This window comes from Sphingobacterium athyrii (genome assembly GCF_003071065.1).
In the GTDB taxonomy this organism is placed as follows: Bacteria; Bacteroidota; Bacteroidia; order Sphingobacteriales; family Sphingobacteriaceae; genus Sphingobacterium; species Sphingobacterium athyrii.
This window is the reverse complement of record NZ_QCXX01000006.1, coordinates 213,940-232,872: the sequence shown is the minus strand read 5'-3', so window position 1 is coordinate 232,872 and position 18,933 is coordinate 213,940. Positions and strand designations below refer to the sequence as shown.

Here is an 18,933-nt window from a genome sequence, read left to right as displayed (position 1 = left end):
AAATGAACTATATAGAATAGAATTTTTAAATTGTGTTAAAACTTAAGTTCCAGCACCTTAGTCTCATAAGCTTCCAATTTCAAGGTATTGTCAGCCGGACTAGTCTCCTGCTTTTGGATAATATCGAAATAGGATTTTACTTTGCTATTTCTTTCCTTAAAGCGATCCAGTTTGATCTCCTTGGCCACATCATTGCAATTCATCACAACCATGACGGTCTGCTGCTCGTTATAACGGAAATAAACATAAATTCCATCCTCCGGTACATATTGCATTGTTTTACCGGTTTGTAAAACAGCATGCTGTTTTCGGTAATTGGCTAAGGTCTGCACATAGCTCCACATATCCTGCTCGGGCTTGGTTCTCCCTTCGGGGCTAAACTTATTCATTTTGTCACCTGCAAAACCACCCTGAAAATCTTCCCGTAATAAGCCATCGGGATTGGAAAAGTTTTTCATCAGAATCTCCGCGCCATAGTACAGTTGTGGGATCCCCCGCGTGGTCATCAGCCAAGCCATGGCTGATTTGTATTTCTGTACATTTTCGCCCACAACGGAGAAAAAACGATCCTTATCGTGGTTATCCAGAAAAAGCACATTGCGCTCAGGCGTGGGGTATTGATAGTCTGAGGCCAAGGTAGAATATAATTTATTCGCGCCTGCGGTCCATTCAGTCTTTTGATTGAGCGCATCACCTATCGCGTAATTAAGCTGAAAATCCGTGACACCCATCAGCTTGGAATCCACCTCTTGACCTACGTGTTTTCCGCCCAGAAAATAAGCTTGATTAGCTACGCCATGCACCCAAGTCTCGCCAAAAAACGTAAAATTGGGATACTCCTGCTGGATCCGATCGGTCCATTTGGCCATAAAATCAAGGTCATTATAGGGATAGGTATCGATACGGAATCCATCAATTGCCGCAGTCTCTATCCACCAGATGTGACTTTGGGTCAAATAGTTTTGGACATACGGGTTCTGCTCATTCATATCAGGCATGGTCGGAACAAACCAGCCTTTGACCATTTTCTTTTTGTCATCTGCCGAGGCATAGGGATCGAAAACAGTTTGGTCTTTGTAAGACGTCTGTGTATAGCTTGGCCATTCATTGAGCCAATCGGACATGGGCTTATCTTTCACCGTCCAATGATAGCTTCCAATATGATTGGGCACTACGTCAAAAATCAATTTCATCTGACGCTTATGCAGTTGTTCGCCCAATTGCACATAGGTATCGTTGCTGCCAAAGCGCGGATCGATATGATAGGTTTCGGTATTGGCATAGCCATGGTAGGAAGCTTGCGGCATATCGTTGGTCAACACGGGCGTTAACCACAACGATGTCACGCCAAGATCTTGTAAGTAGTCCAGCTTACCGATGATCCCCTCCAGATCACCACCATGACGGAGGTACATCGAATCCCGGTTTAAGCTCATATCCAGCATCCCCTTTACTTGGTCGTTTGCCTTATTGCCGTTTGCAAAACGATCCGGCATAATCAGGTAGATCAAGTCCGCACTGTTCACCCCTTGCGCTTTTACTTTTTGGTCTCTTTGTTTTAATTCATAGCGGTAAGTTAACTTTTTCTTTCCCTGGCTAAAGGTCAAGGTTGACCAGCCCGGTTTAGCCGAAGCGGCAACCTTGACATCCAAAAATAAATAGTTCGGATTCTCTACCCGGTTAATTTTCACAAGCTCTATCCCCTTATCCTCAATCTGCACATCGGTTTTTCCAATCTCAGGTCCATAGATCACCAGTTGTAGTGTCGGATTTTCCATTCCTACCCACCAGTTTAAGGGTTCTATGCGTTGGATGGATTGCCCCTTTAAGGGGCTCCATCCAAGCACTGTTAGTGCCACCAATACGGTGGTAATCTTTCTATTGCTCTTTAACATAATGTGCTATTTCTTCGTCAGCGTATAGGTATTTGCATTGAAATCCACGACAATATCATAGGTACCTGCACTTGCAACAGTGATATTGGCACCACCAGCTTCCAAGGTTCCATTTGCTCCACCAAAATTAGTTCCCCAATCGTGGTTTTTACGGAATTTGATTTCCCCCGCCGTCAAACTAACGGTCAGCTTCCATACCTGATTAGCGTTGTCGTATTTCATATCCGTATCCGCATCCCAACCTTTCGGTGTGGCACTACCGATAATGCCCCAGCTATGGTCTTTGTATGAAATGGTATTTGTGTTGGTATTGACCTGAAGCTCGAGATTGCCTGTGCGCGGAGCCTTGATGTCCTGACCGCCATTGTAAACTAATTTACCCGGCTCTGTCTCTCCATACGAATTACTCCAATTCCGTTCAGGTGTCAGTTTAAATGTCAATTTTCCTTCTGGAAAATTGATTATTCCCGTATAGATTCCATCGCTCGTCGGCGAAATCAACGATTCGGCATTGGCCTCTACCCAATCTTCGTACGCGCCTATGGCATACAAATAGCTCGTCGAAGCATACGGGCTTGCTTTAAGACTTGCCAAAGCTGAAAACACAGCGGCAATTTTCGTATTGATACTCGACTTGAGGCGAACATCAAAATCTGAAACTGTTCCGGTTGGCACGCCAAGGGAAAGTAGGTACCCATTCAGTTCATTGCCCGTAAATCCCAGGCTTGTCCGGCCATTAGGGATCACTACTTCCTTTACAGTTTTAAAATTATCCCCTTTCAAACCGATCTGCAGCACATTGGTCACAGCAGCTTGAAAGCCAAAGTCAGGCTGTACCAGTGTAAGGTGTAACACAGTGTCACTGGCATTATCTTTTGACAGGGTCACCGCGGTTTTATCGAGGGTCAATGTCGCCGGTTTTATGGCATCGTCGCTAGCCAATCTTGCTTGTGTCTCGTCTTTTTTACAACTCTGGAAGACCACAAACAAAGTCAGGATCATTCCGATATAGTGTCTAATTTTCATCCCTTTATTTTTTATTTTGGCGTCCGTCAGGCCTATCGATTGCACGTCATGGAATACGATACTGCCCGATACTCCAATATGATATTCAATTAATTATAACCCGGATTTTGAACAAGATTTGAGTTAGCAATCAAATCTGCCGCAGGAATGGGAAATAATACCCGATAGCTTTCCACTGCCTGTCCTGCCAATACACCGCCTTTAAATGGCCATAGGTAATTATCGCCCGTAAATTTTCCATAGCGGATCAAATCAGACCTTCTAAATCCTTCCCAGTATAGTTCCTTAACGCGTTCGTTGAGAATATCGTCCAACGAAAGATTGGTTAAGTTTCCGCTGTTGTTACCATAGGCACGGACACGCAGCTTATTCACATAATCGAGTGCCTTGGCCATCGTACCACCTGTTCCACCACGCAATGTCGCCTCAGCATAAATCAAATTCATCTCAGCGAGGCGGATTAATGGAAAGTCTACAGATGCCACAAAACCTTCTGCGGCGGTAGGTGCCGATCCATCCCTGTTCACATTACGGAATTTGGTCACGGCCAAACCCTGCTTATAGACAGCGATATCTTCAATTTTAACACTTGTATTTAAGTGAAACATCGCACGCTTGTCCGTTACTCCGGAATAATCACCAAAAATCGTTGCGATATTATCGCGTACGCGGTTACCGGCCCAACCACCTCCGGGAACACCAAAGGAAGTCGGATTCATTGTTGCATCGATAGCAGCATTGATGAGGTAAGTCGTTCCACCTTTACTTTGTGTTTTGGTACCGTCATAAGGCAAGTAGAAAATAAATTCAGGATTGTTGACATCATTATCCGCATAAAATAATTGGCTATAATTCGTGCCCAAGCTATAGCCTGAGTTCAGCACCTTTTCGGCATAGGTAATGGCTTCGCCATATTTTTTATTGCCAGTTCCCAGGTACACCTCGGCATTGAGATACAATCTGGCCAATAATCCCCATGCGGCTACTTGGTCAATACGTCCATAAACGTTCTGTTTGGCTCCTTTCAGTTGATTGGCGACTTCCAGGAGCTCTTTTTCCACATAAGCAAAGAGTTCAGCTCTCTTAATCTGCGGTGGAGACACCTTCCCTACAGGAGTTTCTTCGGTTACAAAGGGTGGATTTCCAAACAGATCAAGCAATACCCAATAGTTATATGCACGCAAAAAGCGAGCTTCGGCACGATAGTAAGCGATTTCAGTTTTATCTGCATCCGAGATGCCGCGGCCGCTCAATTTCGCATCTGTACTTTCTCTTAGAAATTCATTGACGAGCGTCGCACTATAGATACAACGGGTGTAAAGACCGCGGAGCATGGGGTTACTATCATCAAACTTGAGGTAATCCAAACCGCTAACTCCGCCATCATTAAGCCATGCACAAGCGGCCTCGTCTGTTGTCAGTTCCTGTGCATTCCAAAAAAGACGCAAGAAATCCGAAGTACCCGCATCGAGACCACCTAGATCTGTATTGTTTGGCCCCGAGGTACTGGTCATGGTCAATGAACCATATAATCGCGCGAAAGCCATTGTATACCCTTTGAAATCCTTATAGGCTAGATCCGCGGTGACATCATTGGTCGGTTTGAGATCCAAATCCTTATGGCAGCTCGAAAGCGATAGTGCCATTAAACAGACCGTTATATATTTATTTAGTTTTTTCATGTTGTTTATGCTTTAAATCAAATTCTTTCAGTTTAAAAATTGACATTGACTCCGAGTACATAGGTACGTGGTCTAGGATAAAAACGATCATCTATACCATTGGAAATTTCAGGATCCACGCCTTTGTATTTTGAAATCGTAAATACATTTTGCACGGTAGCCGAAATCGAAAGCGTAGCTTTGCTGTTGCGGATAAAATGACCAACCTGATAAGCGACATTAAGGTTATCCATCTTTAAAAAAGAAGCATTTTTGACATAATAATCACTGAGTAACTGTTTTTCTTTGAAATTGGTATTCAAAAAGTCCACAGGTGCATTGTTGATCACCAAAGATGCCTGGTCGATCACATTGTAACTGCTTCCAAAATTGGACGAAACATTATCGTAGACATAGTTGTCCAAATTGGCTCTCAAAGTTGTGCTTGCAGACCATTTTTTGTACGAGTAAGCAGCCGAAAAACCGATCAGATATTTAGGCAAAGGCGATTTATACATGTAACGGTCGCTATCACTGATCACGCCGTCGCCGTTGCGATCCACATACAACCCCTCTACTGGTTTTCCAGCATCATCATATACCTGTTGATAGACCCTAAAGCTATAAGGTGTAAACCCCACCATGTGGGCCTGAATATTGTTGCCCGTACCACCACGGATACCACCTGTTTCGATCATAAAATTCGGATCGTCCGATAGCGTCAAATTGGTGACTTTACTTCTGTTATAGGTCAGGTTGATGCCAAGGTCCAAGGTTGAATTTTCCGTTTTAACCGGTAACACATGTAGATTAAATTCAAGACCTTGGTTTTCCATATTACCGACGTTAGTCAGTAGAAAATTGCTAAAGTTGGATCCCACCGCAATCGGAATGGTACTCAATAGGTCCTTGGTTTTTTTTGAATAATAGTCCACGCTACCATAAATGCGATTATCGTTAAAACCAAAATCGATTCCGGCATTATAGGTTGTGGTACTTTCCCAACGGATATCACCATCGTAAACTACCGGCGAGTACAAATAATAATATTCATTGCCAAAGCGGTACATCGACTGGTCACCACCTATGGTATAATTAGGCATATAGGAATAATTTGCTATACCATCCTGTTGTCCGGTTTTCCCATAACTCAACCGTAGTTTCAGATCCGAGATCGCGTTGTGATCTTTTAAGAAACCTTCATTTTTTGCTCGCCAGGTAAAGCCCACCGATGGAAAATATCCCCAGCGATTATCGGGACTGAATCGGGAAGATCCGTCCGCCCTTAACGTTCCGGACAGCACATAACGGTTGTCATAGGAATAGATCATCCGTCCATAATAGGAGATCAGCAGATTTTCAGGTTTATCAAAAGGAAGATTCACCGAGGTCAAAATGTCCCCTGCCTCACTGGTGCGATCGAAATTATAGGACTTCGTGCTATTTTTATAATAGCCATAGCCCAAGGTAGCGTCAATATTACTTTTTATAGCTGGCAATTCTTTATCATATTTCAGATAGAATTCCAACACTTTATTGTTGATATCTGACTTATACTGTGTACGTTCCCCTCCTTCATTAAAATTACGCGCCGCAATAGCAGGTGTCAGGGTGTTTCCTTTAGCACGAGCCAAATCATAACTCACATTCAGGTTAGCATGAAGCTCGGGCAAGAAATGCATGCTGTAGTCTAATTTGGCATTTCCCGTGCTCCGAAAGACATCTCCAATATCTTTTCGCAATTCCAGTAATGCCAAAGGGTTTCTGGGCGAATTTGGATTCGGTTTCCCACCCTGTATCCATTCGTAGTATCCTCCAAAGCTATTTTTATCATCAACATAGACCGGTTGGGTCGGGTCAAACTGTATGGCTGAACCGATAGCGTCCTGCGTTGCGAATTTGGATTTCGACCAAGTTGCGCGTGCGTTTACCTCCAATTTCAGATGATTATCGAAAAAATTGGGCGTCAAGGCCAATGAAGTTGCTGTCCTCTTCATGTTGTCATTTTTCAGCACACCATTCTGGTTCATATATCCGACCGAAACACGATAAGGCATCTTGGCAACTTTTGAGGCGATATTGATATTATTATCCGTTGTAAAAGCATTACCATAGATCACATCCTGCCAATCGGTATTCGCTGTTCCCAACAGCTTTTTCATCGCGTCGGTTCCATTTGCATTGACATAATCACGAATCTGATCTGCGGACAATAAATCGACTTTCTTAGCTACTGTCGCCAGTGAATTCTGTGTACTGAAATTGACCTGCGTACCGGCACGGCTACCTTTCTTGGTGGTAATCATAATGACACCATTGGATGCACGCGAACCATAGATTGCTGTTGCATTGGCATCTTTCAGGATAGTAAACGTCTCGATATCATTTGGATTAATCATACTCAAGGGATTGGCAACCCCTGAAATGCCACCACCAGCCAATGGGATTCCATCAACAACAATAAGTGGATCATTGCTGGCGTTTAAGGAAGCTCCCGTCCGGATACGAATTGTGCTTCCTGCTCCTGGCTGTCCGCCACTGGTTGTGATCTGCACACCCGGTACTTTACCCATTATGAGCTGCTCAGGAGAAGAAATCTGTCCTTTTTGAAAGTCTTTTGATGTTACCGTACTGATCGATCCCGTAAGATCACTTTTCTTTTGTGTACCGTAACCAATAACGACGACCTCCTCTAGGGCACTCGTATTGGATTTAAGGTAGAGGTTTAACGGATTTCGTCCATCGTTCACTTGGATTAAAGTATCCAAGCTCGCATATCCGACCATGCTCACTTTCAGGTGTAATTTCCCCGTTTGCAGTCTATCCAAGCTAAAATCCCCATTCGCATTGGTAGACAGCGATTTTTGAATATCCTCAAAGCGCACTGTGGCACCGACCAAGGAATTTCCTTTCTGGTCCATTACTCGCCCTTGAAGCGTCGCCTGTTGGGCGAATGCCGAAGCACTTACCCCAAGTAGCATGTTCAGAGCCCAAAATGGACGTAATAGCTGTTTGTTCATAAAATAACCGTTTATTTATTTAGTTTTGTTTTGCTTATCAATTGGTATTGCCCTGGTAAAAGGCTCAGTTTTGACTGGCCGGACCAGTTGAGCTCTTTCCCCGTAAAATTATCCACCCACTGTCCCTTTAATGCTTGCGGCAATGCAAACTCCGCATCTTCTACTCCGAAATTGCCAAGTACCCCTACTTGTTGCCCATCTTTTTCCAGTACAAAATATTTCACTACATCCTTTACACCTGCGGCAGTGATATTTCCATTTTGAAAGATGTTATTTTGCGTTTTAAAACGTGTGAGTTTGGCATAGGTCTCAAAGAGCTGCCTACGCTCGTCTTGTTGCAGATAATTCCATAAAAGCGGTTTTTCACCCGTACGTCCATTTTCGTCGATAGACACATCATAGCCATATTCACCAAACTGCCAGATCATCTTTGGCCCCGGTGAAGCCAATAAAAACAGGGCCGCCAATTCCATACGTTTGAGCGCTGTACTCAAGTTTTTGATGTTATAACTACCTGATGAATTCCCATAATTCAGGCATTTGAACAACAGCCGTTGTTCGTCGTGACTTTCCATATAGGATACAAAAGAAGGCTGCGCCATACCGTGGCTGGTGGCAAACAATCTGCCCAGATCTGAGCCATTATTTGCATTCCATCCCATTGCTGCTTCATTGAAGACAGTATTCATATTATTCCAGAGCAGCATGCCCGATTGTGCCAGCTCCATTTCTTCCTGATCTCCACCAAGATGTTCAAGAATAATATAACAGGAAGGATCTATGCTATGAACATGCTGCTGGTATTGCTTCAAAATGGCCACACGGGATGCATCATAGGCATTCCAGGCGCTGAGGTCATTTTCCGAAGTCCCCGAATTTTTCTGCGTGAATCCTTTGGACAAGTCAAATCGAAAACCATCAATTTTATACTCTTGCATCCAATAGGTCAACACATCCTTGACAAAGGTTTGGGTATAGCTACTTTCATGGTTGAAGTCGAAACCGACATTGAACGGATGTCTAGCGACGGTATTGAACCAAGGGCTATTCCCAGCGACATTGCCCTTTTCAAAATAAAGCTGTACGAGTGGGGACTGACCAAAAGCATGATTAAATACAACGTCCAAAATCACGGCAATACCGTTTTCATGACAAGCATCCACATAGGCTTTCAAGTCATTTTTCAATCCATAATATTTATCCAGAGCGCGATGGAAAGAAGGATTATAACCCCAAGTCGAATTTCCCTCCGATTCCTGGACAGGCATCAATTCAACCGCATTAACCCCTAAGCGTTTTAAATAAGCTAGGGAGTCTTTTAGTGTGGTGTACCGATGCTGTTTGACAAAATCACGGACTAACAATTCATAAATCACCAGATTACCTTGCGCAGGTTTAGTAAATGAGCTGTTTTTCCAAGAATAAGGCTTTTCTGCGAGATCCAATACCCCCACAATTCCGTGCGCTGCTGCCGGATAAGCTGGCAGTACATTGCTTGTCAGACCCAAGGCCGGATCATTTTGTGGATCGAGAATGAGTTCGGCATAGGGGTCAGCAATATAAAGTTGACCATCGACCAAAAACTCATAAGTATATTTTTGAGCGAAATCCAGATTAGATAAAGTCACCCACCAGGTTTTACCATCCGGTGTCTGACTCATCGCATAGGCTGGCAATGCTTTATAACCGTTAAAATCCCCCAATAGATACACACTGTTTTTCAAGGGGGCAGTCAATGCGAAACTGACTTGTCCTTTTTCCTTATTGATTGTCGTCCCGTTGGGATTAACGCCTCTTGGAAGCGCCGCAATGGCCGGTTTTGCCTGTACAAGTAATGTGATTTTAGTCGTAGCGACCTGACCACCTATTTCCAGACGTGCCTCAAGCTCATGCAGCCCATTGCTTTGTAAGCTGACGGATTTTTCCAACGACAGCGCAGCAGTAGATTCTGCTAGTTGCTGGCCATTGTCCCAGATACTGATTTTTCCGGACCGCGTTGCCTGAACTTCAAGCTTCAAATCTTCGCCAACGACATACATATGCTCGGTTGTAATCGGATCAGTGGGTTGCAGCGTAGGTGACACAAATCGAATCGCCTGCCCATTGCTCGCCACAAGAGGCAGAAATAAATCTGAATTATTTTGGTTTCGTTGGATCAGCGATCCATCGCCATTGCGTGCCAAAAATGCCAGCTGGCCAAAGGCCTCAGCGTTGCTCAGGTTAAAGAATTTGGCGGGAGTAAATGTGAATGAATAAAGTCCAGCCGCGATAAACTTCAATTTGTAGGCATTGTCGTTCGTTGACCAGTCTGTCACCACGTGTTGCCAGTTACCACCATTGATAGGGATCAATCCAGCGTGTAGGTATAGATCTGCTGTACTACCTTTTAAAGCAGCATTTCCTTTTGAAAAATCAAATTGCAGTGTAATTTCCCTATCCCAGAAGAGGAATGGAGAAGAAAGATTGACGAGGCCGGTCTCCGGCCGTTCAGTCACAGGCGGCTGTTCAATATCAACAATATCTTTTTTATTTGCACATGATGCTAATAGGACGACCATCCAAAGATACCCTATTAAACGCGTGATATGCTTCCCCATCGATAACTAGTTTTCATTGGAAATTGACAATGGGAACGTTCCCGAAATCAAGGTAAAAAGAAATCGCCTATTGCGATTTTCTGGATTTCCCCTTCCAATATTTTATACAAATTGATTATTTAAATATTTTCGGGAATGTTCCCGAAAGTAATCAAAGCTAAATAATGGGATGACAAAAAACAAATATTTTTTTTCTTATTTCAGGCTGGATTTTTGAAAAATAAGCTGGGAATCAAGGTAAACCGAATTAGCAAACTTATCACTAGTTGGATCATCCATCTTATCCAAGAGGTATTTTGTTACTAATTCGCCCATTTCATAGGCCGGTTGTTTCACCACGCTGAGTGCTGGATCAATGAGATCGGCGATATCCAGACAGGAAAAACAAATAATCTTGAGATCTTCCGGAATCCGTATCCCCTGCTGCTTGGCAACGCGGATACTGGAAATCGCCAAGCGCTCAACAGAAGCAAATATGGCATCTGGTTTCTCCCTTTCGATCAAGGCGGCAATATCCCGCATATTTTGTTCCGCATCGTTAACAGTATCCAAGATCAGTTCCGGATGGATCGTCAGTCCAGCTTCCAGCAAAGCTTTCTCGTACCCGTTTTTACGGACCTTACCAATAGAAACATTGGGATTGATGGCGAGGTAAGCAATCCGTTTGCAGGCATTCGTAATCAAATGCTTCGTTGCGAGATAAGCCGAATCAAAGTCATTTCCCGTAATGTAGCCCCCTTTCCAGTCGTCATATGCGCGGTCAAAAAACATCACCGGAATACCTCGTTCTTCCAGCAACTGGATATGGGAGTGATCTTTTCCTTCACCTGAAGCCGAGATGATAACACCATCCACCCGCCCATTTGCTAAGGAACGAATGATAGAGGCTTCATTCTGCACCTGATGATCAGTCACGTAAATCAAGGTATGGTAGCCCTTTGACCGCGCCACAGCTTCAATGCCCTTGATGGCCTGTGAAAAAAACTTATTGCCAAATTCGGGGATAATAATCGCAATAGTCAGGCTTTTGTTCGCTTTGAGGCTACTTGCATAAACATTTGGCGAAAACCCTATTTCTTCGGCCATAGCCAAAATACGAGCTTTCGTAGCCGGATTAATATCGACGTTATCCCGAAATGCACGGGAGACGGTGGACTTTGACAAGCCTAGTCTTTTGGCCAAATCTACTATTGTTAATTGAGACATATCGGGGTTCCCTCTGCTGTTCGTATTTAATAATTGCTTAATACAAATAAAGCAATTATCTCTCCAGAATAACAAATTTTCTTTTTTGTTCCCCCTGTTTTAAATCAGCTAGTCATGTATTTTTTTATCACCGTATAAGAAAAGCAATCTAGTGATCAAACATTGTAAATGATTATTCCAATATGCTAGCTTTCATCATCTTTCCGCCATCAGACAACTTGCCTATTTCGGCCAGTCAAAAACTAGTTTTACCTAATACCATTTTCATACTTTACTCGCTGTTTGTTCGGTACTACTTCGGTATTTGTTCGGTACTACTTCGGTTGGAACCGAATAAGCAACGACTAACTTCCGAAGAAAAAACGTCTATTATACGAAAGAATGTTGAAGTTGATAGCTAGAAAATATAAGGTCAAACTTGTCAAGTATGCGATTCGATGTCTATAACATGTTGCTGTCTAAGATAGGGTAATACAGGTCTGTATTGTGGTAGAAATATTGATCAATAAACAAAACAGGCTTGACAAAACAGGCTTGACAAAACAATCTTGTCAAGCCTGAGTCGAAAATTTACAGCAAAGACTAGAATTTTCTAAAATCCCATTCACCGCGATAGGGTCGGCTGCGCATGAGATTAGCATAGTCATTGTCGAACTGTTCTTTGTGTGGATTCCATTTCAAATCCTTTTGAAGTTCATAAGCAATATTAATGGCATTGCACACTGAGCTCGTCCGGTGGCCTATTTCCACATCACAGATAGGCTTGCTTCTTTTTTTAATCGCATCAACCCAGTCCTGATAGTGATTATCGCTATAATACAGACGACGATCTGCAGATGTCAATTTAAGATTGGCCAAATTTTCCGGATTCGAGCGGATAAATTCTCTGCTTACTTCAATCTTACCTTTTTCACCGATAAACTGAATCGCATTATGTACTCCCCATTGCACATGATTTACCTTAACACCATTTGCGTAGCTAAAGGAAAGCCCCGTGTTGCTATTGGCTTCTTTGGGTGGATTAAAATGAACTGGGCCAGATTCGTCCATGCCCAATGCCCATTGGACGATGTCAAACATATGCGCCCCCCAATCGGTGATATAACCACCGCCAAAATCGCGATAGCCGCGCCACCATGCCCATTTATCATCTTCCAATGGCGGACTTAAGATTGGGTTGTATCCCCTATAGGGTGAAGGTCCTACCCACATATCCCAGTCGAGATAGTCGGGTGCTGGCATGGATGGAAGATCACATTGCTTGACCGGCTCGCCAACAGATACGTTGATTTCCTTTATTTTACCGATATAACCGTTGAGAACCAGTTCTGCGGCCTGTCTAAAATTGTACGACGAACGCTGCATGCTACCTGTTTGAAATACACGTTTATATTTGCGGGTTGCATCGACCATTGCCCGACCTTCGGCAATGGTAAGCGCAAGAGGTTTCTCACAATAGATATCCTTTCCAGCTTTAGCAGCATCGACCGCAATCTGTGCATGCCAATGATCCGGCGTCGCGATGACAACCGCATCAATATCTTTTCGACCCAACAGTTCCCGATAATGGTGATATGCTTTGATTTCGACCTGTGCCTTTGATAGTTCCGTTTGTTTTTTTGTTGTTGCAGCAATAAATGCAGCCAATTTGTTACGATCGACATCACAGGCAGCCAGACTGGCGATTTCCTTACAGCGATTGAGGCCATTCATTAAGGTATAGGATTGTTTTCCTACACCAATAAAGCCAAGATTGATACGATCGCTTGGTGCAAGGAATCCATTTCCCCCCAACACAACGCGAGGGACAATTGTAAAAGCCAAAGAGGATACAATCCCCTTGGCTATAAATTCTCTTCTTTTCATTCTTTATTTTATAATTTATTTTCTGTTCGTCTTTACCGGCACTTTATCAGGCCTTTGACGGCAAATTGGTTTAGCTATAAATGATTTATTCAGGTTTTCCTAAAGATAGTTTATTCTTGAATCGGAACCAAGGTAATCGACACAATCTCCGGTAGAACATCGCCTTCTATGGCTGTAGCTTGCAAAATTACCTTTGTACTGGGCTCGCCAATCACTTGCTGAGACACTTCTATGGTCCCCATACTCACTTCCTTAAATTTAGTTACTTGTTCAGCTATAAATTCCCATGGCAGTTGCTGGCCGAGCATCGAGAGCATAATTTTTCCTCGATGCTTGTTGTTGGGCAGATAATTAATGAGCACCTTATACTTACCGGGTTTTTGAATTTTGATATCCCAAAATACCCTGTCCTGAAGATCTTTCCATTGGCCGATAGCGTTTGGACGATTGGGATCATGGGTATGTGCGCCAATTATTTTCAACCCCTTCCCTTCCTGTAGTTTTGCATTATTTGCGTTCATTACAATACGCCCATCTGCCTGTGTCTGGGTCAGACTCTCCTCAATAATTGGTTTTCCCTGTATTTCAACAACAATAACTTTCGGGCCTTTACCTTTATCAAAGGTATCGACAGGAATTACAGGTTTTCCATTCTCCGAAGCAGGTTTTACTTTCGTTTTGGGCGAAGCCAAAGTATAAACAGCTGTCACCTTGTTTTTGATAGGCAGATCTATTTTTCCACTGGCAGGGCGGTCAAAGACATGCAGGTATAATTTACCGTTCTTTTGAGTGCAATAGCCCCAATCCAGGGCCTGAAAAGGACTGGCCGTGGTTCCGTATATCGCTTCACTATTGATCTTCATCCAATCACCGATCTGTTCCATAATCCGCACCGCAGGTTCGGGAATTGCTCCATCTCCATCCGGACCGACATTCAACAGAAAATTGCCGCCTTTACTCACCGTTTCTACAAATAATTGCATGATCTTGGGAAAGCTTTTCCAGTTTTGATCGTGAGCACTGTAACCATAACTTTCATTCATGGTATGGCTCACCTCCCAATACATGCCAGGTAGACCTGTCGGTGGAATATATTTCTCCGGAGTTCCGATATCACCGTTCTTATTTTCAAGTCCATTCCAAAATCGATTATTGATAATAATGTTGGGCTGCCATTTGATCAGATCTGTCAAAATATGTTTTGTACCCCAGGCTTCGCCCTCACGCTGTTTGCTACTGAAATCGGGCCATAACATATCTAAACGCCCATAATGTTGGGCAAGCTCTTTAATTTGACCATAGAGATAGGCTTTATACCGCTCATGATCAGGCTGATGGTTATCCGTATTCGGATTTAACTGAAATGCCTCATAAGAATCGGGATGCTGCCAATCCAACAGCGAATAATAGGCTCCCACTTTCATTCCCTCCTGGCGGAAAGCTTCCATAATTTCGCGGTAAAGATCTCTTCCCTTTGGCGATAAATTTGCCGTACCCGTTACATCATTTTTCAGGGCATAAGGCTGTTGGCTATTGAATAGACTAAAACCTTCGTGGTGTCGGGAGGTCAGCACCATATACTTCATTCCCGTTTTTTTTGCAAGACGCGCCCAGGACTTCGGATCAAAAGAACGTAATGTGAATTTTGGTTTCAGCACTTCAGCATACTGCTTGCTAGGAATTTTACCCCAAGTCTGAATCCATTCGGCATAATGTTGTGGGTATTGCTTTCCTTCAAAAGAACCTCCTGCGGCACTGTATAAGCCCCAATGGATAAATAGTCCAAAACGGGCTTCCTTAAACCATTCCATGCGCTTATCTTGAGTCTCTTGCCAACCAGCCACACCTTCATAAGGTGGCGACTTGGTCTGTGAAATTGCGCCCTCAGTCATGCACAGCAACATTCCCACCGCTACTGCACACTTCCACTTAAAAAAATTGATTTTCATCATGATATAGATTTATACATAAAAGTTCATTCATTCGGATGACAAACCATCGCCGATTAGAAACCCAAAGTTTTAATTTCCGTCTGGATAGCAGCATATGCTTTGCTTGCATCTTCCATTGGAATTCCCTTGGATAGTCCAGGTCGTTTATGACCTGCAAAAGTCAACCATGCGTCTTTCATAATTGTCTGCCTTTTTAAAACGAGCGCATATAATTGCAAAAGTTTTGGCTTATTGTGCAAATTGTCGTCCCATGTGCTTTCAAGCGGAAAGTCAGGTATCAGGTGCTGCACAATTTCCTTTGCCATCAGCCAATGGCCCAGTTCTCCAGGGTGTACCCCATCTGCTGCCAGCTTAAATTGAGCATCTTTCTCGATCTTGGCTTCCAAATAACGACGCATGGGAAAATGGAGGTCGATAATTTCCCAGGACTGCTTTCTGGCATAGCCGATAAGCCATTCGGCGTAGCGATCCAATACTTTATTATAGCCATTGAGTCGAAGCTGCGGATCATCATGTACAGGAGGAGTCATCCATATTATGCGTTTGACGCCCTGATCAACCAAGCGTTTGTGCAGGCGGATAATTCCATCTTTATAAGCTTCAAAACGGGCGGAATCAAAAGGAAGATAAATGCCGTCATTCATGCCATAACAGACGAAAACAACCTCAGGCTTGATTTTATCAAGCACGCTGGCCAAACGATCAAATAGACAAGGTCGTGGAAATTTTCCATCGGCATGATTCGGTTCACTGAGTCCAGAAACAGTCTCACTTGGTAGCCCCGAATTAATAAATTGAGGTTGCCCTTTCGGGTGACTGCTCAGAAGCAGACTTTCGGTCATAGCGACGTATTGCCCGGCGTAAGTAATGCTATTGCCCAAAAAGAGCACTTTTTGCCCCGCGTCCCAAGCAAAATTATTTCCTTTTTTCTGCCCAATAGCTTGCGTATACCATAAACTTAAGCAAAAAAGCAGCAACAAAACGCGCATTTTTTTTGTATTCATTACTAGTTGTAACATCGTTATAATTGATAGAGCCAATATTCGAATTAGCTTAATTTTATTTTGAGCGCGTAGCCCAAACTGTTATTTTGCATCTTCCTAGGTAATTTCAACTGCAGTCCTTGGTCATCCTGCCAAAAATGGACCTGACCAAACCCTAAGATTTCCACTGATTTCACTTTAGCTTTATTTTGGTTCAGAGACTTTACGTTGACGACCCCATCCTTGGGTACTACGAGAGCCATGGCATAGACAAAATCTTTCTTTTGTGTAAACCAAAAATCCGAGGCAGTAAATGCTGCTTTGAATCCCTCTCTTTCCCGTTGTTCGGTGTCTGTTATCCGAATTATTGTTGGTCCCTCGTGTGCGATGGTCCAAGGCGATGTCCCATAAACCGCTTCAGCATTGAGTCGTAACCATCTCCCTAAGATAGCAAGATTTTTTTTTACAGGTGCGGCTAAATTTCCTTCTGCGTCGGGACCAATATTGAGCATATAATTACCTCCTTTGCTGACTATTTCCAAGAGCCAATACCGTAATTCATCCACATCTTTCCAATCATGATCATAAGATTTATAGCCCCAGGAATGGTTGAATGTACCGATGGCTTCCCAAGGTCTGGTAAAATGCTCCGAAGGATCGGGAATCCGATTATCGCCCGGAATGGCATAATCGCCCATCCCATTACCAATCCGTTCGGAGACGATGATATTCGGATTGAGGTCATACACTGTTTTGTAAAAGCGAAAGCTCTGTTCGGCAGTCATCAAGCCGGGCATGTCGAACCAGATATATTTTAATTTTTTGAAACGTTGTAAGATTTCCTGTACCTGCGGAATTGCTTTTTCATTCAAGTAGGAAGCAAAGGAATTGGCACTGGGGTCCCAAAGATTTGCCCCAAAGGCATCAGTTTTTTTGTTTAGCATATCATGCTGTGCTTTGGTAGTGGCATACTGTGCGTCACTACCGTCTTTCCAATCAATATTATGGGAGTAATAGACACCAAAATCGAGTTGATGACGAATGCAAGCATCGTAAAGTTCCTGAATGACATCCCGTTTATAGGGTGTCGCCTGTAACACGTTAAATGAGCTTACCGCTGAGCCATATAAGGCAAATCCATCGTGATGCTTGCTAGTCACAACAAGATACTTCATTCCGGCATCCTTGGCCATTTTAACGATTTTATCGGCATCGAAAGATTGCGGCGCAAATTGATCCGCCAATTTGGCATAGGTGGACCGTGGAATTTTTGCAACCAATTGAATCCATTCGGCAACACTTGGACTACCCAAATCTTCTATCTTCTTTCCATTCCATATACCCGCCGGAATGGCGTACAGCCCCCAATGAATAAAGAGTCCAAATTTTTGTTGCTGAAAATCCTTGAGTGCCGGTGCCTTCTGCCTGTTCATCTCCTGCCATTCCTTCATCAATTGCGCAAGCCGATGTCTTCGCTTGTTCCAACGCATCAACGCTTCTAAATAATAATAGTCTGCATATACCAAGGGTACATCGATCTCCCCTTTATGCGGAATACTGCCCACACTATGCTTCAAGACAAACAAGCCATTTGCTCCAACCTCACTGGAGTACTGTGGCGAACCCAATGATCGCAAGATCATTTCGGCCACATCCAAATATTCCTGCTGTTGTCCAGTTTCCATATAGTCAACCAGTTCCAGCAATGCCGAAGCAGTGACTGCGGCGGCAGAAGCATCACGCGGTACGGACTTAAAATCAGCGTTACGATAATCCCAATTTGGAAAGAATCCGGGCTGGTTGACATCAAAATCCCATAGCGGCACCTTATCTTGGGGTAGACGCGGATGCTTTATATAAAAATCCGCCATTTTTTGTGCGACTTCAAGATACTTTGGGTCTTTCGTTTCACGGTACATCAGCACAAAGCCATACAATCCCCAAGCTTGTCCTCGCGCCCAGGCGGAATTGTCCGAAAAACCTTGTGCGGTCTCCTTGCTTAATACAGCACCGGTGTTGGGGTCATAGGCAACAACATGATAAGAGCTATAATCTGGACGATATTGGTTTTTTAGTGTTGTCTCCGCATGCCGAATGGCAGCATTACGGTAAATGGGATCACCGGATAACTTGGAAGCCAGAAAAAGCAGCTCCAGGTTCATCATATTGTCAATAATAACCGGAAACTCATATTTATGTTTACCGTCCCAAGAAGGAAATACATCCCATGATTTAATAGCACCTACCTTGGGATTAAAACGTGTCAGCAGCGATTTAGCACTCTGGATTAAAATCGCTTTGAACGTTGTATCTCCAGTAAGCCGATAGGCATTGCCATAACTGCTATTCATGACAAAACCAATATCGTGGTGATTGGTATTGAATTGATTTTGGTGTAATGAATTCGTCCATTTTAATGCTGCGTCCCGCCATTTATCGTCACCGGTATAGTCAAAAACATACCAGAGACAGCCCGCCCAAAAACCGCCGGTCCAATCCCGGATATCCGTAAAAGTTGTTTTTCCGTTGCGATCTGCCGAGCGTGGATACTTACTCATGTCCTTATGATCTTGATACAGTAAAGCATATTGTCGTTCGGCTAAATCGAATCCTTTTTTTGCAATATCACTTGTATCTGCATGCAGAAGAAAAGGATAAAAAAAGGTCAAAAAATAAATAACGTATAGGCTATATTTAAAAACAATCATGTTTAGGTTTATTTTATAT

At 43.4% G+C, this 18,933-nt stretch carries 10 protein-coding genes; all 10 read right to left on the bottom strand.

Going from position 1 to position 18,933, the window contains the following annotated elements:
- Positions 1–35: 35 nt before the first annotated feature.
- The 10 genes from DCO56_RS20860 to DCO56_RS20815 all read right to left on the bottom strand — a co-directional run bounded on the left by DCO56_RS20860 (position 36) and on the right by DCO56_RS20815 (position 18,914).
- On the bottom strand, positions 36–1,895 hold the full coding sequence (locus DCO56_RS20860; RefSeq protein WP_108635677.1) for a glycoside hydrolase family 13 protein: 1,860 nt from the start codon (positions 1,893–1,895) through the stop codon (positions 36–38).
- A gap of 6 nt (positions 1,896–1,901) precedes the next feature.
- Entirely contained in the window at positions 1,902–2,921 is a 1,020-nt protein-coding gene (locus DCO56_RS20855) for a SusE domain-containing protein (RefSeq protein WP_146191105.1), read from the bottom strand.
- A gap of 89 nt (positions 2,922–3,010) precedes the next feature.
- Positions 3,011–4,603: a RagB/SusD family nutrient uptake outer membrane protein gene (locus tag DCO56_RS20850; protein ID WP_108635675.1), complete on the bottom strand. Its 1,593-nt coding sequence runs from the start codon at positions 4,601–4,603 to the stop codon at positions 3,011–3,013.
- A 32-nt stretch (positions 4,604–4,635) separates the two neighbouring features.
- Positions 4,636–7,602, bottom strand: a complete 2,967-nt coding sequence (locus DCO56_RS20845) for a SusC/RagA family TonB-linked outer membrane protein (protein ID WP_108635674.1) — start codon at positions 7,600–7,602, stop codon at positions 4,636–4,638.
- An 11-nt stretch (positions 7,603–7,613) separates the two neighbouring features.
- A complete protein-coding gene (locus DCO56_RS20840) occupies positions 7,614–10,199 on the bottom strand; it encodes an alpha-amylase family glycosyl hydrolase (RefSeq protein WP_108635673.1) in 2,586 nt (861 codons plus the stop codon).
- 195 nt (positions 10,200–10,394) lie between these two features.
- Positions 10,395–11,381: a LacI family DNA-binding transcriptional regulator gene (locus DCO56_RS20835; RefSeq protein WP_245935885.1), complete on the bottom strand. Its 987-nt coding sequence runs from the start codon at positions 11,379–11,381 to the stop codon at positions 10,395–10,397.
- 606 nt (positions 11,382–11,987) lie between these two features.
- Entirely contained in the window at positions 11,988–13,271 is a 1,284-nt protein-coding gene (locus DCO56_RS20830; protein WP_108635671.1) for a Gfo/Idh/MocA family protein, read from the bottom strand.
- A 110-nt stretch (positions 13,272–13,381) separates the two neighbouring features.
- A complete protein-coding gene (locus DCO56_RS20825) occupies positions 13,382–15,223 on the bottom strand; it encodes an alpha-L-fucosidase (RefSeq protein ID WP_108635670.1) in 1,842 nt (613 codons plus the stop codon).
- 53 nt (positions 15,224–15,276) lie between these two features.
- Positions 15,277–16,242, bottom strand: a complete 966-nt coding sequence (locus DCO56_RS20820) for an SGNH/GDSL hydrolase family protein (RefSeq protein WP_241254803.1) — start codon at positions 16,240–16,242, stop codon at positions 15,277–15,279.
- A gap of 29 nt (positions 16,243–16,271) precedes the next feature.
- The gene (locus tag DCO56_RS20815) at positions 16,272–18,914 is read right to left on the bottom strand and encodes an alpha-L-fucosidase (RefSeq protein WP_108635669.1); all 2,643 of its coding nucleotides are present in this window, start codon (positions 18,912–18,914) and stop codon (positions 16,272–16,274) included.
- Positions 18,915–18,933: the final 19 nt, after the last annotated feature.

Bases quoted from the DNA above. Each gene is read 5' to 3' on its own strand.
- DCO56_RS20860 (WP_108635677.1), bottom strand. From the start codon at position 1,895: ATGTTAAAGAGCAATAGAAAGATTACCACCGTATTGGTGGCACTAACA.
- DCO56_RS20855 (WP_146191105.1), bottom strand. From the start codon at position 2,921: ATGAAAATTAGACACTATATCGGAATGATCCTGACTTTGTTTGTGGTC.
- DCO56_RS20850 (WP_108635675.1), bottom strand. From the start codon at position 4,603: ATGAAAAAACTAAATAAATATATAACGGTCTGTTTAATGGCACTATCG.
- DCO56_RS20845 (WP_108635674.1), bottom strand. From the start codon at position 7,602: ATGAACAAACAGCTATTACGTCCATTTTGGGCTCTGAACATGCTACTT.
- DCO56_RS20840 (WP_108635673.1), bottom strand. From the start codon at position 10,199: ATGGGGAAGCATATCACGCGTTTAATAGGGTATCTTTGGATGGTCGTC.
- DCO56_RS20830 (WP_108635671.1), bottom strand. From the start codon at position 13,271: ATGAAAAGAAGAGAATTTATAGCCAAGGGGATTGTATCCTCTTTGGCT.
- DCO56_RS20825 (WP_108635670.1), bottom strand. From the start codon at position 15,223: ATGATGAAAATCAATTTTTTTAAGTGGAAGTGTGCAGTAGCGGTGGGA.
- DCO56_RS20820 (WP_241254803.1), bottom strand. From the start codon at position 16,242: ATGTTACAACTAGTAATGAATACAAAAAAAATGCGCGTTTTGTTGCTG.
- DCO56_RS20815 (WP_108635669.1), bottom strand. From the start codon at position 18,914: ATGATTGTTTTTAAATATAGCCTATACGTTATTTATTTTTTGACCTTT.